This window comes from Catellatospora sp. NPDC049111, assembly GCF_040648615.1.
Lineage (GTDB): Bacteria > Actinomycetota > Actinomycetes > Mycobacteriales > Micromonosporaceae > Catellatospora > Catellatospora aurea.
This window is the reverse complement of sequence record NZ_JBEZEB010000052.1, coordinates 40775-64030: the sequence shown is the minus strand read 5'-3', so window position 1 is coordinate 64030 and position 23256 is coordinate 40775. Positions and strand designations below refer to the sequence as shown.

The 23256-nt window shown below is 73.4% G+C and carries 23 protein-coding genes; 12 read left to right on the top strand and 11 right to left on the bottom strand.

The features are described 5' to 3' along the window. Positions 1–139 precede the first annotated feature (139 nt). From bfr to AB0B66_RS38970, 5 genes are all read right to left on the bottom strand, one after another. A complete protein-coding gene (bfr, locus tag AB0B66_RS38990) occupies positions 140–619 on the bottom strand; it encodes a bacterioferritin (RefSeq protein WP_203687940.1) in 480 nt (159 codons plus the stop codon). A gap of 57 nt (positions 620–676) precedes the next feature. After that, positions 677–859, bottom strand: a complete 183-nt coding sequence (locus tag AB0B66_RS38985; RefSeq protein WP_360539820.1) for a (2Fe-2S)-binding protein — start codon at positions 857–859, stop codon at positions 677–679. Between the two features lie 87 nt (positions 860–946). Continuing rightward, positions 947–1798 carry a deoxyribonuclease IV gene (locus tag AB0B66_RS38980; protein ID WP_360539819.1) on the bottom strand — a complete coding sequence of 284 codons (852 nt, stop codon included), beginning with the start codon at positions 1796–1798 and terminating at the stop codon, positions 947–949. Further along, positions 1783–3768: a Stk1 family PASTA domain-containing Ser/Thr kinase gene (gene pknB, locus AB0B66_RS38975; RefSeq protein WP_360539817.1), complete on the bottom strand. Its 1986-nt coding sequence runs from the start codon at positions 3766–3768 to the stop codon at positions 1783–1785. The genes AB0B66_RS38980 and pknB overlap by 16 nt, the downstream gene beginning before the upstream one ends. 85 nt (positions 3769–3853) lie before the next feature. Continuing rightward, entirely contained in the window at positions 3854–4483 is a 630-nt protein-coding gene (locus tag AB0B66_RS38970; RefSeq protein ID WP_360539815.1) for a hypothetical protein, read from the bottom strand. An 84-nt stretch (positions 4484–4567) separates the two neighbouring features. Here AB0B66_RS38970 and AB0B66_RS38965 point away from each other — a divergent pair, with 84 nt between their 5' ends. The 3 genes from AB0B66_RS38965 to AB0B66_RS38955 are packed head-to-tail and all read left to right on the top strand — an operon-like array spanning position 4568 to position 5552. Continuing rightward, positions 4568–4927 (top strand): Rv2175c family DNA-binding protein, encoded by a 360-nt coding sequence (locus AB0B66_RS38965; RefSeq protein ID WP_239167012.1) that lies wholly within the window; start codon positions 4568–4570, stop codon positions 4925–4927. Positions 4928–4929: 2 nt separating this feature from the next. Further along, positions 4930–5247 (top strand): lycopene cyclase domain-containing protein, encoded by a 318-nt coding sequence (locus AB0B66_RS38960; protein WP_360539813.1) that lies wholly within the window; start codon positions 4930–4932, stop codon positions 5245–5247. Continuing rightward, a complete protein-coding gene (locus tag AB0B66_RS38955; protein ID WP_360539811.1) occupies positions 5244–5552 on the top strand; it encodes a lycopene cyclase domain-containing protein in 309 nt (102 codons plus the stop codon). Before AB0B66_RS38960 ends, AB0B66_RS38955 begins: the two co-directional genes overlap by 4 nt. On the opposite strand, the gene mptB is transcribed toward AB0B66_RS38955, so the two are convergent. Continuing rightward, on the bottom strand, positions 5497–6960 hold the full coding sequence (gene mptB / locus AB0B66_RS38950; RefSeq protein WP_360539809.1) for a polyprenol phosphomannose-dependent alpha 1,6 mannosyltransferase MptB: 1464 nt from the start codon (positions 6958–6960) through the stop codon (positions 5497–5499). The genes AB0B66_RS38955 and mptB overlap by 56 nt on opposite strands. A 57-nt stretch (positions 6961–7017) precedes the next feature. Between mptB and AB0B66_RS38945 the strand changes: the two genes are divergently transcribed. Further along, positions 7018–7458: a ribonuclease domain-containing protein gene (locus AB0B66_RS38945; protein ID WP_360539807.1), complete on the top strand. Its 441-nt coding sequence runs from the start codon at positions 7018–7020 to the stop codon at positions 7456–7458. A 1-nt stretch (position 7459) separates the two neighbouring features. On the opposite strand, the gene AB0B66_RS38940 is transcribed toward AB0B66_RS38945, so the two are convergent. Continuing rightward, positions 7460–8530, bottom strand: coding sequence for a polyprenyl synthetase family protein (locus AB0B66_RS38940; protein ID WP_360539805.1), 1071 nt, complete (start codon positions 8528–8530; stop codon positions 7460–7462). Between the two features lie 9 nt (positions 8531–8539). Continuing rightward, on the bottom strand, positions 8540–9844 hold the full coding sequence (locus AB0B66_RS38935; protein ID WP_360539803.1) for a transcriptional regulator: 1305 nt from the start codon (positions 9842–9844) through the stop codon (positions 8540–8542). Between the two features lie 331 nt (positions 9845–10175). On the opposite strand from AB0B66_RS38935, the gene AB0B66_RS38930 reads away from it, so the two are divergent. The 4 genes from AB0B66_RS38930 to AB0B66_RS38915 all read left to right on the top strand — a co-directional run bounded on the left by AB0B66_RS38930 (position 10176) and on the right by AB0B66_RS38915 (position 13521). After that, a complete protein-coding gene (locus AB0B66_RS38930) occupies positions 10176–10919 on the top strand; it encodes a GntR family transcriptional regulator (protein WP_360539801.1) in 744 nt (247 codons plus the stop codon). 538 nt (positions 10920–11457) lie between these two features. Next, positions 11458–11739 (top strand): hypothetical protein, encoded by a 282-nt coding sequence (locus AB0B66_RS38925; RefSeq protein WP_360539799.1) that lies wholly within the window; start codon positions 11458–11460, stop codon positions 11737–11739. A gap of 125 nt (positions 11740–11864) precedes the next feature. Continuing rightward, positions 11865–12785 (top strand): methylenetetrahydrofolate reductase [NAD(P)H], encoded by a 921-nt coding sequence (gene metF, locus AB0B66_RS38920; protein ID WP_360539797.1) that lies wholly within the window; start codon positions 11865–11867, stop codon positions 12783–12785. Between the two features lie 46 nt (positions 12786–12831). Further along, a complete protein-coding gene (locus AB0B66_RS38915; RefSeq protein ID WP_360539795.1) occupies positions 12832–13521 on the top strand; it encodes a CDP-alcohol phosphatidyltransferase family protein in 690 nt (229 codons plus the stop codon). 248 nt (positions 13522–13769) lie between these two features. On the opposite strand, the gene AB0B66_RS38910 is transcribed toward AB0B66_RS38915, so the two are convergent. The 3 genes from AB0B66_RS38910 to AB0B66_RS38900 are packed head-to-tail and all read right to left on the bottom strand — an operon-like array spanning position 13770 to position 15817. After that, positions 13770–14312 (bottom strand): GNAT family N-acetyltransferase, encoded by a 543-nt coding sequence (locus AB0B66_RS38910; RefSeq protein ID WP_360539793.1) that lies wholly within the window; start codon positions 14310–14312, stop codon positions 13770–13772. Further along, on the bottom strand, positions 14309–14797 hold the full coding sequence (locus tag AB0B66_RS38905) for a YbaK/EbsC family protein (RefSeq protein WP_203687957.1): 489 nt from the start codon (positions 14795–14797) through the stop codon (positions 14309–14311). Before AB0B66_RS38905 ends, AB0B66_RS38910 begins: the two co-directional genes overlap by 4 nt. A 30-nt stretch (positions 14798–14827) precedes the next feature. Then, the gene (locus tag AB0B66_RS38900) at positions 14828–15817 is read right to left on the bottom strand and encodes an EamA family transporter (protein WP_360539791.1); all 990 of its coding nucleotides are present in this window, start codon (positions 15815–15817) and stop codon (positions 14828–14830) included. 472 nt (positions 15818–16289) lie between these two features. Between AB0B66_RS38900 and AB0B66_RS38895 the strand changes: the two genes are divergently transcribed. The 4 genes from AB0B66_RS38895 (at position 16290) to AB0B66_RS38880 (ending at position 23209) form a co-directional block, all read left to right on the top strand. Then, entirely contained in the window at positions 16290–16715 is a 426-nt protein-coding gene (locus AB0B66_RS38895; RefSeq protein ID WP_360539789.1) for an SAV_6107 family HEPN domain-containing protein, read from the top strand. A 162-nt stretch (positions 16716–16877) separates the two neighbouring features. Further along, a complete protein-coding gene (locus tag AB0B66_RS38890) occupies positions 16878–17657 on the top strand; it encodes a hypothetical protein (protein WP_360539787.1) in 780 nt (259 codons plus the stop codon). A gap of 103 nt (positions 17658–17760) precedes the next feature. Continuing rightward, on the top strand, positions 17761–19290 hold the full coding sequence (locus AB0B66_RS38885; RefSeq protein WP_360539785.1) for a DNA polymerase Y family protein: 1530 nt from the start codon (positions 17761–17763) through the stop codon (positions 19288–19290). A gap of 568 nt (positions 19291–19858) precedes the next feature. Beyond that, positions 19859–23209, top strand: a complete 3351-nt coding sequence (locus AB0B66_RS38880; protein WP_360539783.1) for an error-prone DNA polymerase — start codon at positions 19859–19861, stop codon at positions 23207–23209. Positions 23210–23256 lie beyond the last annotated feature (47 nt).

Here is a 23256-nt window from a genome sequence, read left to right as displayed (position 1 = left end):
GCGCACCCCGCGCCCCCCCCACCGGCCCGCCCCCGGCGGTGCCCCGGCCCCCCCGGTGCACCCCGGCGTGCTCCCACCCCGGACCAGCGGCCGCGGGGGGGGGGGGCGGCCCCCCCCCCCCGGCCGCGTACGCCGAAGCTCAGGGCTCCGGGTGCTCCGTGACGTTCTGCAGGTAGAGGCCCTCGCCGAGGCTGGCGATGAGGCCGAGCTGGGTCTCCAGGTAGTCGATGTGGTGCTCCTCGTCCTGGAGGATGTCCTCGAAGATGTTGGCCGAGGTCACGTCACCGACCGAGCGCATGTACTCGATGCCCAGGCGCAGCCGTTCGACGGCCTCGACCTCGACCTTCATGTCGCACTCGAACTGCTCCTTGACGGTCTCGCCGATGCGCAGCGCGAAGAGCTTCTGGAAGTTCGGCAGGCCGTCGAGGAACAGGATCCGCTCGGCGAGCCGGTCGGCGTGCTTCATCTCGTCGATCGACTCGTGCCGCGTGTACTTCGCGAGTTTGGTGTATCCCCAGTTCTCCTGCATGCGGTAGTGCAGCCAGTACTGGTTGATCGCGGTGAGCTCGGCGGTCAGCTGCTCGTTGAGGAACTCAATGACTCGGGCGTCGCCTTGCATGGTGAAGAAACCCCCCACGGGAACTCGTATGGGGGTAAATCTACGCGTGTTGTCCCGTTATACGGCGATTGCCACGAGCGTGTCGGCGTTCTCCTCGTCGATCAGGTCCACGATGCGGTCCAGGCAGGAACCACACCCGGTCCCCGCGCCACATGCCTCGCCGACGGAGTCCTCGCAGCGCGCGCCCGCGCGGATCGCCGAGCGCACCTCGCACTCACGAACCCGTTCACAGATGCACACGAACACAGCAGGGACCCTTCGGCACTGGAGGAGTGAGGCTCGCGGTCAAGCAAGCCTTGCCTCAGTAAGGGTGCCCTAAAGGAATGCCTAGCGCAAGCCCCTGAGCAGGGAAATGTCAGCGGCGTGCGTCTCACCGGGTGTCTCGACGATGATCGGAACACCGGCGACGGCGGGGTGGCGGAACATCTCGGCGAACGCCTCGGAGCCGATCAGCCCCTTGCCGATGGCCTCGTGCCGGTCGCGAGTGGACCCCATCGGGTCCTTGGAGTCGTTGGCGTGCACCAGGCCCAGCCGGTCCGGTCCGCACACCTCGACCAGGGCGTCCAGGGTCAGCGTCATGCCGCCGGGTTTGGCCAGGTCGTGCCCGGCCGCCCAGGCGTGGCACGTGTCGAAGCACACGCCCAGGCGCGGGTGGCGGTCCACCGCGTCCAGGTACGGCCCCAGGTCCTCGACGCGGGCCGCCAGCGAGCGCCCGCCGCCCGCGCTGGGCTCGACCAGCAGCCGCGGGCCGTCGTCGGGCAGCGCGTCCAGCAGCGGCAACAGCACCTCGCGCACCTGGCGCATCGCGGCCGGGGCGTGCTCGGCGTCGACCGAGGAGCCGGCGTGGAAGACGACCCCCCGCGCGCCGATCGCCGCCGCCCGCAGCAGCGCGTGCGTCAGCACCTCGCGGGACTGCTCGACCGTCGCGGCGGTGGGGGAGCCGATGTTCACCAGCAGCGAGGCGTGTACATAAGCGGGGACGGACCGGGTGTGGCAGCCCGCCGTGAAGGCCTCGTCCTGAGCGGGGTCGCCGGGCGGGCGGGCCCAGCCCCGCGGGTTGCCCACGTAGACCTGCACGGCCGCCGCCGACACTTTGTCGATGTAGGCCAGGGCGGCTTTCGCCAGCCCACCGGCGACCGGTGCGTGCGCCCCGACCTGGTTGGTCATCCCAGCTGACATTCGATCACCACATGCTGTCCCGCCTGCACCGCCGTGTTCGGGGCCGGATCCTGGTTCACGACCTTGAACCAGTTCTTGTCCCCGAGCACGCCTCGGACCTCGACCTGCAGCCCCATCGAGGCGAGCAGGCCCTCGGCGTCGCCGCAGCGCGCATTGCGCACCTCCGGCATCGCCCTCACGTTCTGATTGTTGCTGACCTGCAGTTTCACCTCGTCGTTGGGCTCCGCGCCGGCGCCGTTGGCGGGTGTCTGCTTAACCACGATGTCGTACGGCTTGTCCGACTCGACGCGCTCGACGCTGACCCGCAGGCCCATCTTCTGCAGGATGTCGGTCGCCTCGGCGACCGTCTTGCCCTCGACGAACGGCACGCTCAGCGGGGCCTTGCCCTTGCTGACGGTGACCTTGACCTCGGTGCCGGGCGGGACCTCGGTGTCGGCCTTCGGGTCGGTCGACAGCACGGTGCCCTTCGGGGCGAGGTCGTCGTACTTCTCCCCGGCCTTGACCGGCTTGAGTTTCAGCGGCGCGGCCTGCATGTCGGCGACGGCCAGTTCCCACGACTTGCCCACCACGTCCGGCACCAGGTAGCGCTCGGGCCCGGCGGACAGGGTCAGGACGACCGTTCCGCCGCGCACGACCCGCTCGCCGGGCGGCGGGTTCTGCACGAGCACCACGTCCTTGGGCACGTCCTCGCGGTACTGCGGGTCCAGGAACCGGTACTCGAGACCGGCCTGGGCCAGCGTGCTGATCGCCTGGTCCTTGGTCAGGTTCGTCAGCTGCGGCGTCACCTCGTACCGGCCGAAGCCCAGCCACCAGCCGCCGGTCAGCACCAGCAGGGCGAGCACGACCGCGCCCGCGGTCAGCGCCAGGCGGCCCCGCGGATCGCCCATGAGCTTGCGGTACTGCGCCTTGATCCGGTCGATCGGGCTGCTGGGGGCCGGCGCCGGGGCGCGGCGGCGCGAGCGCGGCGCGGGCTGCGCGTCGGGCAGCCGGGCCCAGGACGGGCGCGCGGCGGGCGTCACGTGGCTGACGATCACGGTCTCCTGCTCGACCGGGCGCATCCGCTGCGTGGTGTTGCTTGCGGCGATGTTCTCGCGGGCGGCCTGCACGGCGGCCAGCAGCGCGCCCGCGTCGGTGGGGCGGCCGCCGGGGGAGCGGCGGGTCGCGGAGGCGACCAGCTCGTCCAGCACCGGGGGCAGGCCGGCGACGATGCGCGACGGCGGCGGCACGTCGCGGTCCACGTGCTGCCAGGCCACCTCGACGGGGCGCTCGGCGTCGTAGGGCACACGGCCGGTGAGGATCTCGAACAGCACGATCCCGGCGCTGTACACGTCGCTGCGCGGGTCGGCGTGGCCGTCGGTGACCAGTTCCGGGGCGACGTAGGCGACGGTGGCCATGAGCTGCCCGCCGTTCGGGTCGTCGGCGCTGGCCTCGACGGCGCGGGCCAGCCCGAAGTCGGCCACCTTCGCGACGGCGTCGATGAGGTTGTGGCTGCCGCCGGTGGGCGCCTCGGCGACCAGCACGTTCTCGGGCTTGACGTCGCGGTGCACCAGACCGGCGCGGTGCGCCGCGGCCAGCGCCGCCAGCACCTGCTCCATCACCGCGAGGGCCTCGACCGGGGTGAGCCGGCGGCGCTCGGCGAGGATGTCGCGCAGCGTGCGGCCGCGTACGTACTCCATCACCAGGTAGGGCAGGCCGGCGTGGGTGCCCTGGTCGTAGACGGCGACGACGTTGGGATGGGTCAGCCGGGCGATCGTCTTGGCCTCGTCGGTGAAGCGGTCGAGGCTGAACGCCTGGCCGGCGGCATCGCGTACCTGTGCCGGGTGAATGATCTTCAGGGCGACGGTGCGCTCCAGGCGCTCGTCCACAGCCGTGTAGACGGTCGCCATGCCACCACGAGCCACGCGACCGCGGATGCGGTAGCGCCCGTCGACGAGTGTGCCGAGTAGTGGATCGGCGACCTGAGTGTCCATCGCAGCGCAGTCTAAGTCAGGCGGTGGCCCGCGTCGTACACCCGCGCGTGCGATCGCGTCGCGACCGGGCGTTTCTCCTGCATGGCTAGGGGGTCTCCGAGTCCTCGCCGGCATCCGGCGAACCCGGCTGCGAGGTGTCCGGAATCACGATCGCCGACGCCGACGCCAGCGCGGACGCCGAGGCCGACGCCGAGGCGGACGGGCTGGGACTGGGCGACGGGCTCGGCGAGGGGGACGGCGACGGCGTGGGCGACGGGGACGGTGTGGGAGACGACTCGCAGTCGCACGGAGTCGGCGTCGGGGTGGGTGCGGACGTGCGCCGCGGGCTGGGACGCGGGGTGACGAGACGGCCGGCTGGCACGTCTTTCACCCGGTCGGTGGGGCTGGGCGTCGCACCGGCCTGCCGCCACGGCACGGGTTCGGCGGAGCCTGCGGGCGCGGGCACCCGTGGCAGGGCACCGGGCGCGCGCTCGTCCCCGAGCACGGCGTCCACCCCGGCCGCGACCGCGTAGTAGCCGCCGACTCCGACCGAGGCGAGCACCATCGCGCCGGCCGCCAGGACCACCCGATGCCGGGTCCGGGGCGGTGGCTCCGGCCCGTCGCCGGCTGCGGGCATGACGGAGGTGGTGTCGTTCGCCCGGCGCCGGGCGAGGTCGTAGCGCAGCGAACGGCGCGCGCCGTCGATCTCCCGTTTGATCGTCTGCCAGGGACTCATCGGAGTCTCCTCTCCTCGGGCGGCACGGCGCTCGGGATGGGGATGCGGTGGTGTGCCCGGTCGGCGACGTGGCAAGGTGTGGAGGTGGCCGAAACTTCGCACTCGACGACCGACGCACCCACGACCTGGCTGCCCCTGCCGGACGTGGCCGAGCGCCTGGGCCTGCCGATCCTCAAGGTGCACCAGATGATCAAGGATGGCTCGCTGCTGGCCGTACGCCATGAGGGCGTGCGCCAGGTGCCCGCGGAACTGGTGGCCAACGACATCGTGCTCAAGCACCTCCCCGGCGTGCTGACGTTGCTGCGCGACGCCGGGTTCAACGACGATGAGGCCGTGCGGTGGCTCTACACCGCTGACGACACGCTTCCGGGGACGCCCGCGGCGGCGCTGGGCGGCGACAAGGCCCGCGAGGTGAAGCGCCGGGCCCAGGCCGTGGCCTTCTGACGGTGTACGCGTACCTGGCGGTGCTGCTCGGCTGCCTGCTGTGCGCGCTGTGGCTGGAGCCGGTGCTGCGGGTCGGGGTGCTGCGCCAGTGGCGGCGGCTGCTGCTGGTCGCGTTGCCCGTGGTGCTGGTCTTCGGCGCGTGGGACCTGCTCGCGATCGCGGCCGGGCACTGGTCGTTCGATCATGATCAGGTGCTGGGCGTCTGGCTGCCCGGTGGCATGCCGCTGGAGGAGCTGCTGTTCTTCCTGGTGGTGCCGCTGTGCGCGATCCTCGGTTTCGAGGCCGTGCGCACGGTGCTGGACCGGGTGCGGCGTCCGTGACGTACACGGTGGCGGCTCTGCTCGGTCTGGCCGGCGCGGTGGCGGTCGACCTGCTGGTGCTGCGCACGCGGGTGCTGCTGAGCCCGGTGTTCTGGGCGACGTACCCGATCGTGCTGGTGTTCCAGCTGCTCAGCAACGGGGTGCTGACCGGCCGCGGGGTGGTCCGCTACGCGCCGGAGGCGATCACGGGCCTGCGCATCGCGTACGCCCCGGTCGAGGATCTGGTCTTCGGTTTCGCCCTGGTGCTGTTCACGCTGTCGCTCTGGGTCTGGACCGGACGGCGGCGACGATCAGCGCGGCCGTGACCGCGAACGCGCCGACCGCCTTGGTCAGCACCGGCACCCCCAGCCCGTTGGGCAGCGTCAGCACCGCGCAGCCCACCGCCGCCACGGCCACCCACCGCCGCCGCCGCGGATCCGTCTCCGCCGCGGCCAGCACGGCCAGCGGCGCGAGCGCGTACCACGGATAGAACACCGGCCCGAGCAGCGCCGTCGCCGCCATCACCCACCCGCAGGCCCGCACCACGGCTCCCGCGTCACCGCGCCGCCGCCACGCGTACACCAGCCCCCACACCCCGACCGCCGCCAGCGCCACCAGCCCCAGCGCCCGCCCCCCGGCCACCGCGGCGTCGACCCACTCACCCCGCCCCACCAGCCGAAACAGGTAGCCGACGGCCATCCCCACCGCCGTCGGCGGCGAACTCCACTGCACCAGCTCCCCGGTCCCCCGCAGCGCCGCCACCCACCCGAGCCCCAGCCCCGACCCGAGGCTGACGGCCGCGAACGCCGCGACCCCGGCCACCGCCGCGCCCCACCACCGCCGCCCCAGCAGGATCACCACGAACGGCACCACCACCACCGCGGTCACCTTGACTCCCACCGCCAGCGCCACCACCACCCCCGCCCCGACTGCCGCCCACCACGCCGCCGCCCCGCCGTCGCGATCCCGTGGGCGGTGGGGCAGGGCGAGGGCTAGCGCGGTGACGGAGAGGGCGGCGACGAGGGCGTCGTTGTGCAGGGCGGAGAGGGCATGGACGGCGGTGAGGGGGGTGAGCAGGGCCAGCCAGTAGGCGGCGGAGACGGGGACGCCGCAGGCGCGGGCCAGGGGTGGTAGAGCAAGGGCGAGCAGGGCTACTGCGGCGAGGGTGAGCAGGCGCAGGCCGGCCAGGGCGCCGAGCAGGCCGCCGAGGGCGGTGACCAGCCCGGTGAGCAGCACCGCGACCGGGCCGTAGGGGGTCGGTGTGTGCCACCACAGCTCGGGCACCGCCGCGGTCCAGGGGCAGCCGCCGTCGGCGACACCCATCGCGTACGGGTCCAGGCCCGCACGCCACAGCCAGCCCTGGCAGGCGTACGCATAGGCGTCGCGGCTGCCCAGCGGCGGTGCGACCAGCAGCGGAGCGGCCCATGCCGCGCCGACGGCCAGCAGCCGCCACGACGAGCCGGGCCACCGTCCGGCCGCACCGGCCCGGCCCAGCCGCCACCACGCGACCGTCCAGCCGGCCAGGCCGGCCAGCCAGCACGCCAGTCCCAGCAGGAAACTCCCCGACACCGCGCCGAATCCGCCCAGCCGCAGTCCAGGCCCTGGATCGCCGCCCGGCAGCGCGCCCGCCAGGTAGGCGGAGACGGCGAGCAGCACGCCCGAGACGCAGCCCAGGGCGACGGTGGCACGGGAGGTGGTGTGGCTGCTGGCTTGGCTGCTGACTGGGGGGAGCACTTGTCGATGATTCCACGGTCCTTGATCGCGACCACGCGACACCGCACACTCCCTGATGTGGACAGGTACGCGACGCGGCGCAACATCACGATCGCCGCCGTGGTGGCGGTGCTGCTGATCGCCGTCATGGCGCTGCTCGGGTACTGCGCGCGCACCGCGCTGGCGCCCTCAGGCGGGGACGGCGCGCCCGCGGCGTCGGCGGCTCGGACCCCGGTGTCGGGGCTGCCCACGGTGCCCTTGCGCGACCTGCCCAAGGAGGCGGTCGCCACGGTCGCGCTGATCGACGCGAACGGGCCGTTCCCCTACGACAAGGACGGCACCGTCTTCGGCAACCTGGAGGGCATCCTGCCCCGGCAGCCGCGCGGCTACTACCGGGAGTACACGGTGCCCACGCCGGGTTCCCGCGACCGCGGCGCGCGGCGGCTGGTCGCGGGCCGCGACGGCGACCTCTACTACACCGCCGACCACTACGAGAGCTTCCGGCAGGTGCTGCGCTGACTCAGGTGGCGCGGTGCACCGCGGCGTCGGCCAGCTCGCGCAGCATCTCGGCCGCCTCCGGCTCGACCGGCGCGGCCTCCAGCGCGGCGAGCGCCGCCGAGGTCAGCTCGGCGATGTACGCCTCCGTGCGGGCCAGCGCGCCCGACTCCGTGATGATCCGGCGCAGCTGCGCCACCCCCGCCTCGTCGAGGTCGGGGCTGCCCAGCGCGGCGGCGAGCGTGTCCCGGTCGGCGGGCGCGGCGTGCGCGAGCGCCATCACGATCAGGTAGGTCCGCTTGCCCTCGCGCAGGTCGTCACCGGCCGGCTTGCCCGTGGCGACCGGGTCGCCGAACACCCCGAGCACGTCGTCCCGCAGCTGGAACGCCTCGCCCAGCGGCAGCCCGAAGGCGGAGTACGCCTCGCTCAGCGCGGCGGGCGCGTCGGCCAGCGCGGCCCCCAGCAGCAGCGGGTGCTCGACGGTGTACTTCGCCGACTTGAACCGGGCCACCTGCGACGCCCGCTCCACCGAGGTGTCCGCGGACGCCTGGGTGAGCACGTCGAGGTACTGCCCGATCATGACCTCGGTGCGCATCAGGTCGAACACCGGCCGGGCCCGGGCCACCGTCACCGGGTCGAGCCCGCTCTCGTGCAGCAGCTCGTCGGACCAGACCAGGCACAGGTCGCCGAGCAGGATCGCCGCCGCCGCGCCGAACCCGGCCGCACCGCCCTGCCAGCGCTCCCGGTCGTGCAGCATCGCGAACCGGCGGTGCACCGCGGGCTCGCCGCGGCGGGTGTCGGAGGCGTCCATCAGGTCGTCGTGCATCAGCGCACTGGCCTGCACCAGCTCCAGCGAGGCCAGCGCGGACACCACGTCGTCACGGTCGTCGCCGCCCGCGCCGCGGTAACCCCAGTAGGCGAATGCCGGCCGCAGGCGCTTGCCACCGCCCAGCACGAACGCCTCCACGGCGTCGGCCAGCGGGGCCAGGCCGGCGTCGATGCCCGCCATGTGCGCCCGGCGGTCGGCAAGGAAGACCGCGAGAGCCTTCTCGACCCGCGGCCGCAGCGCGGCCCGGTCCACCGGGTGAATGGTCATGGGACGAACTTAGTTCACTCCCGGCCGTGTGGATGACCCCGGTAGGTATGACGTGAGCTGTGTGATCAGCTCACTCAGCTCACGGATCGGCCGGGTCTGCGGCCGGGCCGCCAGCCGCACCGACAGCTCGCGGGTCTGCTCGGCCGCCCGCACCGACCCGGCCCGCACCGCCTCGACCGCCGCGTCCGCGCCGACCGCGCAGGCCTGCTCCACCTCGCCGACACCCAGCAGGGCACGCGCATACCAGCCCGCATAGACCGCCCTGGTACGCGGCTGACCGCGGCGCGGCCGACGCAGGCCCGGCTGCTCCAGCAGCGGCAGCGCCCGCACCGGCCGGTCCAGCACGACCAGGCACCGGCCCGTCATGGCGGCCAGTTCCGCCTGGTCCAGCCAGTACAGCCAGGACGGCTCCCGCTCTGGGCGGACCCGGTCGCCGAGCCGCCGGGCCACCAGCAGCCCGTCGGCCGCGGCCCGCCCGTCCCCGGCCCGCGCCGCGGCCAGCGCCGCCCGGTGCGCGAGCAGGGCCCGCAGCCCGGGGCTGCCCGCCCGGCGGGTGCCCGCCGCGGCGATCCGGGCCAGCCGCCAAGCCGCTCGGGGATCGACGTCGCAGAGCAGGTGGGTGGCCGCACCCAGCACGTGCCCGCCCAGCGCCGGATCGCCCGCCTCCATCGCCAGCGCCAGCCCCGCCCGGTACGCCCGCAGCGCTGCCGCCCGGTCCCCGGCGTCGGCGGCGGTCCACCCGGCTAGCTGGGCCAGTTCCGTGATCGGGCGCAGCAGCCGCCGCCGGTCCGTGCCGCGGGCACGATGCAGCCGGTCGGCGGCCTGCTGCCAGCGCCGGTGTGCGATCGGGGCCAGATCCGCGCCGCCGACGAGATCGTCCATCCGCCGCAGCTCGGCGATCTGCCGGTCGAACCCGGCGACCTCATCCCCGCCTGGCCGGATGCGGAGCCGACCGGACGCGATGCGCGCCGATCCGTCGGCGGTGTGGTCCGGCGCGGTGTCGCCGTTCACGGTGTGGCGCAGCCACTGCTCGGCGAGCTGATGCAGACGGGTGACACCGTCGGTGGGAGCGGGCGAGCCCGTGGGCCGCGCGGCGGTGGTCAGCAGGGCGGGCGGCAGGTCGAGCACGAGCGCCAGCCAGGCCAGCCACTGTGCACCCGGCAGCCGGTCGCCGCGCTCCCAGCGGCTCACCTCGTGCCTGGTCACCGTGGTGACCCCGGCCGCCGCGCAGAGCAGCGCGGCGAGCCTGGTCTGGCTGTACCCGCGTCGTCGTCGGGTCTCGGCGATCAATCCGCCCAGCGGTGGACGGGACACGGCGGCCTCCAGGCTCGTCCCACGGCATTACCGGACAACGGCCGACCCCCGGCGCAGGCCCCCATGCGCCGGATCGTTTCTACCGTCCGCGTACGACACTGCCGCCACCACGCCCCATTGCCGGGACAAGATCACTGTCTCAGGTCAGAAAGTGTGGTCCGGCCTCACTTTCTGACCCGAGACGGCGATCACCGCGAGGCCGGCCGCGCCGCCGCGAGCTGCCGGACCCCGAGGCCACGATCTGCGGGTACGGCGGCCGTGCGGAGGGAGATCGCGGTCCATCGTGGTGTCGTAGAGTGCGACTGTTCCGAACGACGGAGGGTGGTCTGCGATGGCGGGCGAGCAGCCTGCGTACCGGCGGGTGGCGGATCAGCTGCGCCGACTCATCCTCAGCGGTGAGCTGGCGGAGGGCACGCGCCTGCCCTCCCTGCGTGAGATCGCCTCGCAGTACGGCGTCGCCGTGAGCATCGCGACGCGTGCGCTCGATGTCCTACGGGCCGACGGTCTGGTGATGGCGCGGCCGGGCGCGGGGACCTTCGTGCGCCGTTTCGAGCGCATCGTGCGTAGCTCGCCGGGACGGCTGGCACGGGACCACTGGGGCGGGGGTTCGGCGATTCAGGACCATGACACAGGCCCGCGGGCGCGGGCCGTCGACATCATCGTCGGTGATGCGCCGGCTTCCGATTTCGTGGCGGAGGCGCTGGGCGTGGAGCCAGGAGCACTCGTGCTCACCAGGTCCCGGCGGTTCGTGGTGGAGGGTAGGGCGGTGCAACTGTCCACCTCCTACCTGCCGACGGAACTGACCCGCGGAACGCGTATCGAGCACACCGATGCGGGTGCGGGCGGCACTTATGCACGGCTGGCCGAGCAGGGATTGGCCCCCACCCACTTCACTGAACGGATCGTGGGGCGTAGCCCGCTGCCGGAGGAGGCTTCTGCCCTCGGTCTGCTCGCCGACGGGGCGCGAATCCTGGAGATCACGCGCCTGGCGTATGCGGAAGACCGCTGTGTCGAGGTGAACCGCATGGTCCTCGACTCTGACGCCTACGAGCTGACCTACTCGTTTTCTGCCTGAGAACTGTTCCGAACAGACGTCGATTGTTCGGAGCAGTTGTGATTGACTCATGTCACCGTCCACAAGGGAGGGCATGTGGCATGAGAACTCCCCTCGATGCTCGAACACTTGGCATATATGCCGATGCGCAGGCGGCGTATGCCCGCCACCTGTTGAAGCTGCATCTACGTGACGGCACCGGCTGTTGCCGGGGCTGCGGCCGGACTCACCCATGCACCGAGCGCCTACACGCTGCGCGACTGATCGCTCATTTCGCGGACTGGCCGATTGACGGCCAATGAGCTGCGGCAACAACACGCATCCGGCTTGAAGAACTGACGTCCGCACTGGTGGCGGGCATGTAAGGACCTAACGCCTCCTGGCCCCTGCACACTTTTCTGCTGGCCCCTCCCACGGGGCGGAATCTTCGCTATGATGAACGGGCTCGCGCTGGTCGACGGCACTCCCAGTCCGGTGTGAGCCGCCGGGGCGGCGCGTCATCTCCCATGGCCTGCGCCGCCCCGGTGCCCTCGTTCGCCCGTACACCCTGGAGGGTCTGATGGAACTGCCCCCGATCGACTGGGAGAACCCGCCGCTGGAGCCGCCGGAGCAGGTGGTGCAGCCGCTGATGTGGCGGCTGGCCGCGCGATTGCTGCACGACCACGTGCCGGGTGCGGGCTTCCGGCCGCCGGTGCACCGCTGCCGGGTGTGCGAGCTGCCGTGGCCCTGCCCGCCGCGGCGCTATGCCGAGCGCGGGCTGCTCGCCGCCTGCCGCCATCCGGCGGTGGGGCGCGGCTCGGCCTCGTTCACGGACTGGTTCCTCACCGGTGAGCAGCCGTGAGCGCGCCGGCCGAGGGCGGTGCGACTGGGGCGGGAGGGGCCCGTGAGCATGGTCACGCGGGGTGGGCGCACCACGCACTGGGACGAAACCGCTCTTCAGGCCGGTGCGCCGATAGAGTCGGCAGGGTGACGCTGCGTGCTCCTTCCACCATGCCGGGACCCCGGCCGACCGTCCGTGAGCTGCTGGTGTCGGGGGAGCCGACGTTCTCGTTCGAGTTCTTCCCGCCGAAGACCGCCGACGGCGAACGGCTGCTTTGGCAGTCGATCCGGGAGCTGGAGTCGCTGCAGCCGTCCTTCGTCTCCATCACGTACGGCGCGGGCGGCAGCACCCGGGACACGACGGTGCAGCTCACCGAGCGCATCGCGACCGAGACGACGCTGCTGCCGCTGGGGCACCTGACCGCGGTCAACCACTCGATCGGCGAGCTGCGCAACGTCATCGGGCACTACTCGGACGCGGGCGTGCGCAACATGCTGGCGCTGCGCGGCGACCCGCCGGGCAGCGACCCGCAGGCGGAGTGGGTGGCCCACCCGCACGGGCTGCGCTACGCCGAGGAGCTGGTGCGGCTGCTCAAGGAGAGCGGCGACTACTGCGTCGGCGTGGCCGCGTTCCCGGAGAAGCACCCGCGCTCGGCCGACTACGCCTCGGACGTGCACCACTTCGTCCGCAAGTGCCGAGCCGGGGCCGACTACGCGATCACGCAGTTCTTCTTCGACTGGCAGGACTGGGCACGCCTGCGTGACGCCGTTGCCGCGGCGGGCTGCGACGTGCCGATCATCCCGGGCATCATGCCGGTGACCAACGTCAGCCAGATCGAGCGCATGGCGCAGCTGTCCGGCGCGGCGTTCCCGCCAGACCTGGCCGAGCGGCTGCGCGCCGTCGCCGACGACCCGCAGGCGGTGCGGGCGATCGGCGTCGAGGTGGCCACCGAGTTGAGCGCGAAGCTGCTGGCTGAGGGCGCACCCGGCCTGCACTTCATCACGTTGAACCGGTCGACGGCCACCCGTGAGGTGTGGCAGCGGCTACGGGTGGGCGCCGCGGTGTAGCTCCCATCCGGGTGGCCCGCGCGAGCGGGCGGACCGGGAGTGGAGCATGGCAGCGCCGACGACGGAAACGAGCTGGGACGGGTACGTCTCCGGCTGGTCGAACTCGCACGACGGATACGACCCCCGCCACGCGGGTCCGCTGCTGCGCAAGTGGCTGCGGGCCGCGTTCACGGTCGGCGGGATGCTGGCGCGGTTCGGGGCTCGGCCCGCGTACGCGATGACGGTCGCCGTGGCCTGCGCGGTGCTGGTGCCGGTCCTCGCGGCCCGGGGCGGCTCGTGGCCCGCGCTGGCGGCGGTGGTGCTGGTGCTGGGCTTGGCCGCCGACACGGTCGGGCAGACGCTGGCGGTGCTGCTGGGCCGGACCTCCCGGCTGGCCTCGTTCTACCGCACCATGATCGATCGGCTGAGCGAGGTGTGCTGGCTGGTCGCGCTGGCGTCGCTCGGCGCGCAGCGCACGTTGCTGCTGGCCTGCGCGGCGATGGTGTGGCTGCACGAGTACATCCGGGCCCGCGCCGGGGCGGTCGGGCTGCGCGCGGCGGGTTCGGCGACCATCGGCGACCGGCCCACCCGGGCCTGGCTGACCCTGCTGTCGCTGCTGCTCGCGGCCGCGTCGACGGCGCAGGTCGGTCCCGATCTGGCCGCGGGCGTGGTGACGATGGTCCTGGTCCTATGGTTCTCCCTGGCCGTGCTCGGCCTCGGCCAACTCCTCGCCGTCGTCCGCAAGGTCCTGACCTGACCGGGACCGGGCCGGGGATCCGCCCACCGCTCGGGGCCGGGCCGGCTGCGTTCCGGGTCGGGCCGAGTCGCGGGCGGTCGGGCCGGCCGCGTTTCGGGCCGGGCGGTCGGCGGGTGGGGGTTGAGCGGGTGCCGTTAGGCACCAAGGTCGTTCGACTGCCAGGCACATGGGCGAAAGCGCGTTCAAGATACGCACAGGTGCCGGGCAAGTCTGACGATCAAGGGCTGCGGCCCGGTGCCGGGGCGGGGTCAGTGGGTCATCGGGAGGGGGCGGCCGAGGACGGCGAAGGGGCGGGGGTCGCCGGGGAAGAGCAGGTGGCGGGAGACGTCGAGGAAGCCGGTGCGGCGGTACAGCCGCCAGGCGCGCGACGCCTGCTCGTCGGCCTCGGGGGTGGACAGCAGCGTGGTCGCCGCGCCGGTCATCGCCAGCAGTGCCCGCAGCTGCGCCTCGCCCAGGCCGTGGCCCTGCGCCGCGGGGCGCACGTGCAGTTCGACGACCTCGAAGCAGTCGGTCAGCCAGCGCTGCCGCGCGTCGGGGTCGAGCACCGAGCTGACCTGGTCGTGCCACCACTGGCCGGGTTCGGAGTGGTAGCCGTAGGCGAAGCCGAGCAGCTGGCCCTGGTCGCTCAGGCTCGCGATCGCGCGAAAGTGCGGGCGCTGCAGGTGCGTGGTGATGTAGCCGCGCCGTACGGCCAGCGCCTGCGGGTGGTACGACATGGCCTCGCCGAACACGGCCAGCACGTCGTTCATACGCCGGCCGAGGTCGTCGGAGGTCCAGGGGACCAGCCTCATGCGACCTCCGCCGGTGTCGCCGAGGTGACCCTCAGCAGCTCCGGGTAGGTGATCGGGAAGACGGCCCGGGGCACCCCGCCCGCCGCCCAGATCTCGCCGTACGCGGCGAGCGCGGTGTCGATGAGGGTGCGCACCGGCTTGGGGTGGCCGAGCGGGGCGACGCCGCCGATGGCCTGGCCGGTGTGCTCGCGTACGAACTCCGGCGTGGCCCGGCGCAGCTTGGCGACGCCGAGGTCGGCGGCGACCTTAGCGGTGTCCACCCGGTGCCCGCCGGAGGTCAGCACCAGCAGCGGCTCGCCGTCGACCTCGAAGATCAGCGAGTTGGCGATCTGCGCGGCCTCGACACCCAGGGCGGCCGCGGCCGCGGCGGCGGTGTGCACGCCGTCGTCCAGGATGACCACCCGGCAGCCGGCGCCGGTGTGGTCACGGGCGTCGGCGGCGTCGAGCGCGTGCTGGACTGCGATCACGTTCGGGTGCGACGACATCACTCGATCCAAGTCTCGGCGTGGGGCACGTCAGCTGACGGCGGGCACACGGGCGGGTGTGCCCGCCTCATTCTGCCCCAGCGGCACCGGCTCGATGAGCGCCGCCACGGGCACCCGGGCGGTCTCGGCCAGCGCCACGCCGATCAGCAGCAGCGTGCCGCCGGCGAGCTGTGCCGGGTTGAGTCGTTCGCCCAGCGTGATCCAGGCCACCGCGGCGGCGAGCACCGGCTCGATCATGCCGAGGATGCCGACACTGGTCGCGGGCAGGTGCCGCAGCGAGCCGGCGATCAGCAGGTACGGCACGATGGTGCCGAGGACCAGCAGGTAGGCGCAGAGCAGCCAGAGCGGGGTGCCGCCGGCGGTGTGCCCGCCCAGTGCGCTCCAGTCGGGGGCGGCGCCGGACAGCGCCCGGAAGAGCAGGCCCGCCACGGCCGACACGCCGAACGCCCAGCCGGTCAGCGAGACGGTGTCGCGGCTGGCCACACCCTTCGCGCCGAGGACGAAGTACGCGGCGAGCAGCACCGCCGCGCCGAGCCCGGCGAGCACGCCGACGCCGTCGAGGCTCAGGTCGCCCCAGATCTCGGCGACGCAGGCCAGGCCGAGCAGGCACAGGGCCAGGCCGGCCCACAGCCGGGGGCGCACCGGCCGGCGCTGGCCGAAGCGGGCCCACAGCGCGACGAACAGCGGAGCGGTGTATTCGAACAGCAGGGCGACGCCGACCGGCATGCGGGCGATCGCCACGAAGTAGAGCATCGGCACGGCGAGGAAACCGGTGATGCCGTACGCGATGAGCAGCGGCAGCTGCCGGGCGGTGACGGCGAACCGGCGCAGTCCGGGACGCAGGGCCGCGCCCAGCGCGATCAGCCCGGCGCACGCGCCCAGCGCCCGCAGTGTGGTGAGGTCGGGCGCGCTGACCCCGGCCCGCAGGATCAGCTTGGAGACCGTGCCGTTGCCGGCGAACAGCAGGCTGGCCAGCGTGACCATGGTGATGCCCAGGGCGGGGCGAGGACGGAACGGCACCGTTCGAGGCTACCTGTTGTCATGTGCGTATCAGCATCTGGTCCTTACGTAAACGATCCGGGTGGCGACACGGCGCGGGCCAGGGTTTACAACGCGATTTTTTCGAACTAACGTTCTACTCGTTGTTCGGACAAGTGTTCGATCATGTCTCGGGGGGAGCGGTTCGCTACCGCGAACTCCGGGCCGGTGTTCGCGGCACCGACCCAGGTCACCGGAGATTCGCGGCTCCGGCGGCCGACCAGGCGGGTGCCACCCGCTGCCCAACGACCCCCGGGCAGCGGGTGGCCGCCCGACCGGCGAGCCGGTCCGGGCGTGGCGTGGGGAAGCTCCACGCCCGGCCGGCAAGCGCTACACCACGTTCTTCCTCCGTGGCTCGGAAAGCGGGCAGTCGCCCGGCCCGGAACGACCCGGGTCCGAATGACAGCCCTGGGGCTCGGCCGGGTATAGGCCGACGATGGAGGGAGCCGCCGACATGAACGCCACGACGAAGGTGCCGGCCCATCTGCTGCCGCACCGCACTCCGATCGAGCTGATCGTCCTCGCCCGCCGCGGGCTCGCCGAGGCCCGGGAGACCGAGAGCCACGCACAGCGCTACGCCATCGCGCACCTGGCCGCCCTGCGCGCCGCGGCCGCCGTGATCGCCGCCCGCGCGCTGCCCGCGCCCGCCCGCCGTCGCCAGATCACCAGCGTGTGGGTGCTGCTGGCCATGGTCGCCCCCGAGATGAGCTCCTGGTCGTCCCTGTTCTCGTCCGGCGCGGCCAAGAGGTCCGCCGCCGAGGCCGGCATCGCCCGGGTCACCGCCGAGGAGGCGGACACCCTGCTGCTGCAGGCCGTTCACTTCACCGATGAGGTGCAGGAAGCGCTGGATCTCGCGATCCAGCCCGCCCTCGCACGGTGAGTTCCGGGGCTCGCGAGGGCGGGCCCTGAGTTCCCGGGCTCGCGGGGGCCACCGCGCCCGCCGGGCTCACCCGGACAGCCCGTTCCCGACGCCGCCCGCCCGCGGCCGCCGGGGACGGGCCACCGGGGATCACGACGACAGATGACCACGTACGACGGGGGGATGACCGCCATGACGGGGCTGAGCATGGCCCGGTCAATGGAGTTGCAGCACACTTCGGTGCGGCGAGCCAGCGACCTCACCGACGAGCAGGCCGGCCTGGGCACGGACCGCATGCTGCCGGTGCTGCCCGAGCTGCGCGAACTGCTGCCCGGCCGGGGGTTGCGCCGGGGCAGCACGATCGCGGTCGCCTCGACCGACGCGCCCGGCTGCGGCGGCACCACCTCGCTGCTGCTGGCGCTGCTGTCCGCCGCGTCGTCCGCCGGTTCCTGGTGCGCCGTCGTCGGGCTGCCGACCCTGGGCATGGCCGCCGCCGCGGAGCTGGGCATCGCCCTGGACCGGCTCGCCCTCGTGCCACACCCCGGCCCGCAGTGGACCACCGTCGTGGGCGCGCTGCTCGACGGGTTCGACGTGGTGGTGGCCGCCCCGACCGGGCCGGTGGCCGCGTCCGTACGCCAGCAGCTCGCCGCCCGTGCCCGCCAGCGCGGCAGCGTGCTGGTGCCGTTCGGCGGCGGCTGGGAAGGCGCCGACGTGGTGCTCTCCCCGGTCCAGGGCATGTGGCTCGGGCTGGGCCGGGGGCACGGCCGGCTGCGCGCCCGCGAGCTGACCGTCTCGGCCCGCGGCCGGGGCGCCGCGGGCCGTCCGCGCCAGGTCACGATGTGGCTGCCCGCCCCGTCCGGCCCGGCGGTCCCCGCGGCTGAGCCCGTGATCGTGTCGCCGCCGCGCCCGCAGCCCCAGGCCGCGGGGCAGAGCCGGGGCCACCTGCGCGTGGTGCAGGGATGACCGCGGCGCCGCGACCTCCTGGGGCGGTGCCGGCCGGTGCCGCGGGTGAGGCGACGTCGCAGCTGGTGGGCAGCGGTCGGGCACGACCGCCGGTGGTGCGCTGATGGGCGAGGCCGCCCAGCGCACCATGCTCGTCTGGTGTCCGGACTGGCCGGTCATCGCCGCCGACCTGCTCGACGGCGTGCCCGCGCACCAGCCGGTCGCCGTGCTGCACGCCAACCGCGTCGTCGCCTCCTCGGCCGCCGCCCGCGCCGAGGGGGTGCGCCGTGGCCTGCGCAAACGTGAGGCGCAGAGCCGGTGCCCGCAGGTGATCGTCATCGACCACGACCCGGTCCGCGACGTGCGGGCCTTCGAACCCGTGGTAGCGGCCGTCGAGGAGATCGCCGCCTCGGTGGCGGTGCTGCGTGCGGGCGTGTGCGCGTTCGCGGCCCGCGGCCCGGCCCGCTACTTCGGCGGCGAGGAGGCCGCCGCCGAGCGCATCGTCGAGCAGGTCGCCCAGCAGTGCGGGGTGGAGGCCCAGATCGGCGTCGCCGACGGCACGTTCGCCGCGCTGCTGGCGGCCCGGGCCGGGCGGATCATCGACCCCGGGCAGACCGCCGCCTTCCTGGCCGCGATGCCGGTCACCACCCTGGACCGGCCCGCGCTGACCAGCCTGCTGCGGCGGCTCGGCGTGCACACCCTCGGGGCCTTCGCGGACCTGCCGCCCAGTGACGTGTTGGCCCGGTTCGGGCTCGACGCCGCGCTCGCGCAGCGCCTGGCCGCGGGCCGCGACGACCGGCCGCTCGCGGTCCGCCAGGCCCCGCCCGAGCTGGAGGTCGAGGAGCGCTACGACGAACCGGTGGACCGCGTCGACAGCGCCGCCTTCGCCGCACGGGCGCTGGCCGAGCGCCTGCACGAGCGGCTCGCCGGATACGGCATGGCCGCCACCCGGCTGGCCATCAGCGCGGTCACCGCCGACGGCCGCGAACTGCACCGGGTATGGCGCCACGACGGCGTGCTCACCGCGCAGGCCATCGCCGACCGCACCCGCTGGCAGCTGGAGGGGTGGATCACCCAGCGCCGGATGACCGCCGGGGTCATCGCGCTGCGGCTCATCCCCGACGGCCTCGTCCAGCAGGCCGGACTGCAGGCCGGGCTGTGGGGCGACGTCGGCCAGGAACGCGACCGCGCCCACCGGGCGATGCACCGGGTGCAGGGCATCCTCGGCCCGGAGGCGGTGGTGACCGCGGTGCTCGGCGGCGGGCGCGACCCCGGTGCGCAGGCGACCCTGGTGCCCTGGGGCGACGAGCGGACGCCCGCCCGCCCGGCGGGTCCTTGGCCCGGCCGGCTGCCCCCGCCGTCGCCGGCCGTGGTGCTGCCCGAACCGCTGCCGGTGCAACTGCTCGACGCCGCCGGCGAGGTGCTGCGGGTCAGCGCCCGGCTCGAACTCAGCGCCCCGCCCGCCCGCCTGGTCTGGGACGGCCGAAAGATCGAGGTCTCCGGCTGGGCGGGCCCGTGGCCGGTCGAGGAGCAGTGGTGGGACGGCCGCCGCACCCACCGCTCCGCCCGCCTCCAGGTCCTCCTCTCCACCGGCCGAGCCCTCCTGCTCACCCTCAACGCCGGCCAATGGTCCATAACCCTCCACTTCGACTGACCTCGCCCCCCGCTCCCGGGTTGATCATGAACTTATGGGCGTGTTCGGCGGCGTGTCGCTGCCACAACTTCATGATCAGCGGACTTGGCCGGTCGGCTTCGTCGGTGGCGCTGGGTTCTCGGCGGGATGGTGGGCTTTGAGTGCCCGGCCTTCGGTCGTGATCTGTTTTTGTGGACGCTGAGTGCTACTGCAGCGACGTCCAGCGTCCGCAAAAACAGATCATGAGTTCTGGGGGCGTGTGGCCGGTTCGGGCCCCTGGAGCCGATCCGTGGTGATGCACCGACCCTGGCTGGTGAGGCGCTGGTCTTGCCGATGACGCCGTCCGCTGGTGGCGTGCTGGTCTTGCCGGTGGCGCGCCGTCCGCTGCCGACGTGCCGGTCCGGGCTGGATCGGGTCCATGGCGGTGGGCGGCTCGGCCCCGTACGGCGGTGCCGGTCTGCCGGCGGGGCATCCCATGGATCGATCATGAAGTTGGGGTAGCGACACGCCGTCGAACACGTCCTTAAGTTCATGATCGACGCGAGGGGTGGGCGGTGGGGGTGAGCTGGGGGTTAGTACAGTTGTTCGAGTGGGGTTTGACAGTCAGAACCAGTTGCCGTGGGGGGAGCTGGAGCGGCGGATGCGGGGCGGCCGGGTGGTCGATCCGCTGGTCGCCGATGGAGGGGACGGGCCGGGGTTCTCCAGGAAGAGGGAGCCGTATCGGGCCGAGCCGGTCGAGCGGCCACGGACCGCGGTGCCGTACGCGGAGCTGCACTGTCATACGAACTTCAGTTTTCTGGACGGGGCCAGTGATCCGGAGGAGCTGGTCGCCGAGGCGGTGCGGCTGGGGCTGGAGGCGCTGGCGATCACCGATCACGACGGGTTCTACGGGGTGGTGCGGTTCGCGGAGGCGGCGCGGGAGCACGGGCTGCCGACCGTGTTCGGGGCGGAGCTGAGCCTGGCCGGGCTGCCGCGCGGCGGGGGAGCGCCCGACCCGGCGGGCACGCACCTGCTGGCGCTGGCCCGAGGGCCGCAGGGGTACGCGAACCTGGCCCGCACCCTGTCCGAGGCGCATCTCGCGGGCGGCGAGAAGGGCCGTCCGAAGTACGACCTGGAGAAGATCGCCGAGACCCTGGCCGGGCAGGCGGTGATCCTGACCGGGTGCCGCAAGGGCGCGGTGCCGCACGCGCTGCTCACCGACGGGGTCGACGCGGCCGCGCGGGAGCTGGACCGGCTGACCGCCCTGTTCGGGGCGGAGAACGTGGTGGTGGAGCTGACCGATCACGCCGACCCGTCGGACGCCGACCGCAACGAGGTCCTGGCGTACCTGGCGCAGCGGGCGGGGCTGGCGGTGCTCGCCACGAACAACGTGCACTACCACGCCCCGGCGCGGCGGCGGCTGGCCACGGTGACCGCGGCGGTGCGCGCCCGCACCAGCCTGGACTCCCTCGACGGCTACCTGCCCGCGGCGGCGACCGCGCACCTGCGCTCGGGCGCGGAGATGGCGGCCCGGTTCGCGGCGATGCCGTACCCGGGCGCGGACCGCGCGGTGGCGTACGCCGCGGAACTGGGCCGGGAGCTGGCGTTCGACCTGCGCCTGGTCGCGCCGAAGCTGCCGCCGTTCACCGAGCCGGACGGCACACGCGTGGACGAGGTGGCGTTCCTGCGGGCGCGCACCTACGAGGGAGCGGCGCAGCGATACGGGCCGCCGCAGGCGTACCCGGAGGCGTACGAGCGCATCGAGCACGAGCTGAAGATGATCGAGCAGCTGGAGTTCCCCGGTTACTTCCTGGTCGTGTGGGACATCGTGCGGTTCTGCCGGGAGGAGAAGATCTACTGCCAGGGGCGGGGGTCGGCGGCGAACTCGGCGGTCTGCTACGCGCTGCGGATCACCAACGTGGACCCGGTCGGCGGGGAGGGCGGGCTGCTGTTCGAGCGTTTCCTGGCCCCGGAGCGCGACGGGCCGCCCGACATCGACGTCGACATCGAGTCCGACCGGCGCGAGGAGGTCATCCAGTACGTCTACCGGCGCTACGACCGGCAGCACACCGCGCAGGTCGCCAACGTGATCTCGTACCGGCCGCGCTCGGCGGTGCGCGACGTGGCCCGCGCGTTCGGCTTCTCGGCGGGGCAGCAGGACGCCTGGAGCAAGCAGATCGACCGCTGGCACGGGGTGTCGGCCAAGGACGTCGACGGCATCCCGGAGCACGTGCTGGAGTACGCCAACGAGCTGCTGCACGCCCCGCGCCACCTGGGCATCCACTCCGGCGGCATGGTCATCTGCGACCGGCCGGTGATCGAGGTGTGCCCGGTCGAGTGGGCACGTATGCCGGGCCGCACCGTGCTGCAGTGGGACAAGGACGACTGCGCGGCCGTGGACCTGGTCAAGTTCGACCTGCTCGGGCTGGGCATGCTGTCGGCGCTGCACTACGCGTTCGACTTCCTGGGCCAGGAGCTGGACCTCGGCGACCTGAAACCGGACGACCCCGAGGTGTACGAGATGCTCTGCCGCGCCGACACCGTCGGGGTGTTCCAGGTGGAGAGCCGGGCGCAGATGTCGACGCTGCCCCGGCTGCGTCCGGAGCGCTTCTACGACCTGGTGGTGGAGGTGGCGCTGATCCGGCCCGGCCCGATCCAGGGCGGTTCGGTGCACCCGTTCATCCGGCGCAAGAACGGGCTGGAACCGGTGGACATCCCGCACCCGCGCATGCACAACTCGCTGGCCCGCACGCTGGGCGTGCCGCTGTTCCAGGAGCAGATGATGCAGCTGGCCATCGACGTCGCCGACTTCACCCCGGTGGAGGCCGACCAGCTGCGCCGGGCGATGGGCTCCAAGCGGTCCATGGAGAAGATGGAGCGGCTGCGCGAGCGCCTGTACGAGGGCATGGCCCGCAACGGCATCGGCCCGGCGCTGGCCGACGACATCTTCGCCAAGCTCGCCGCGTTCGCCAACTACGGCTTCCCGGAGAGCCACGCGATCAGCTTCGCCTACCTGGTGTACGCCAGCGCCTGGCTGAAGCGCTACCACCCGGCGGCGTTCTGCGCGGCGCTGCTCGGGGCGCAGCCGATGGGCTTCTACTCGCCGCAGTCGCTGGTCGACGACGCCCGGCGGCACGGCGTGCAGGTGCGCCGCCCGGACGTCAACGCGAGCCTGGTCAAGGCCAACCTGGAGTGGGCGCCGGGGGACCGGTCGGGCAGCGTGCCGGGGGAGCAGCCGTCGCAGTGGGGGCTGGGCGGCCCGGCCGTCCGGCTGGGCCTGGACAGCGTGCGCACGCTCGGGGAGGACGTGGCGAAACGGATCGTCGAGGAGCGTGGGCGCGGTGGAGCGTACGCCGACATGACAGATCTGGCCCGGCGGGCCGGCCTGCCCGCGGCCCAGCTGGAGGCGCTGGCCACCGCGGACGCCTTCGCCTGTTTCGGCCTGGACCGGCGGGCGGCGCTGTGGGCGGCGGGCGCGGCCGCCACCGACACCCCCGACCGGCTGCCCGGCACGGTCGTCGGCGTGCACGCGCCGACCCTGCCCGGCATGGACGCGGTGGACAAGCTGGTGGCGGACGTGTGGGCGACCGGGCTGTCCCCGGACGACCACCCGATCCGGCTGGTGCGCGAGCGGCTGGCCGCGCAGGGGGCGCTGCCGATCGCCCGGCTCACCGGGGTCGAGCACGGGTCCCGGGTGCTGGTCGGCGGCCTGGTCACGCACCGGCAGCGGCCGGCGACCGCGGGCGGGGTGACCTTCCTCAACCTGGAGGACGAGACCGGGATGCTCAACGTGGTCTGCTCGCCCGGCCTGTGGCTGCGTTACCGCAAGGTGGCCCGGGGCAGCACCGCGCTGCTGGTCCGGGGCCGGCTGGAGTCCGCGTCGGGGGTGCGCAACCTGGTCGCGGACCAGCTCGCGGAGCTGACCGTGGCGACCCCGGCCGCCTCTCGGGACTTCCGTTAGTAGTGTGCTGACTACTACGGGTCCATAAAGGACGACCGTACGTCTTG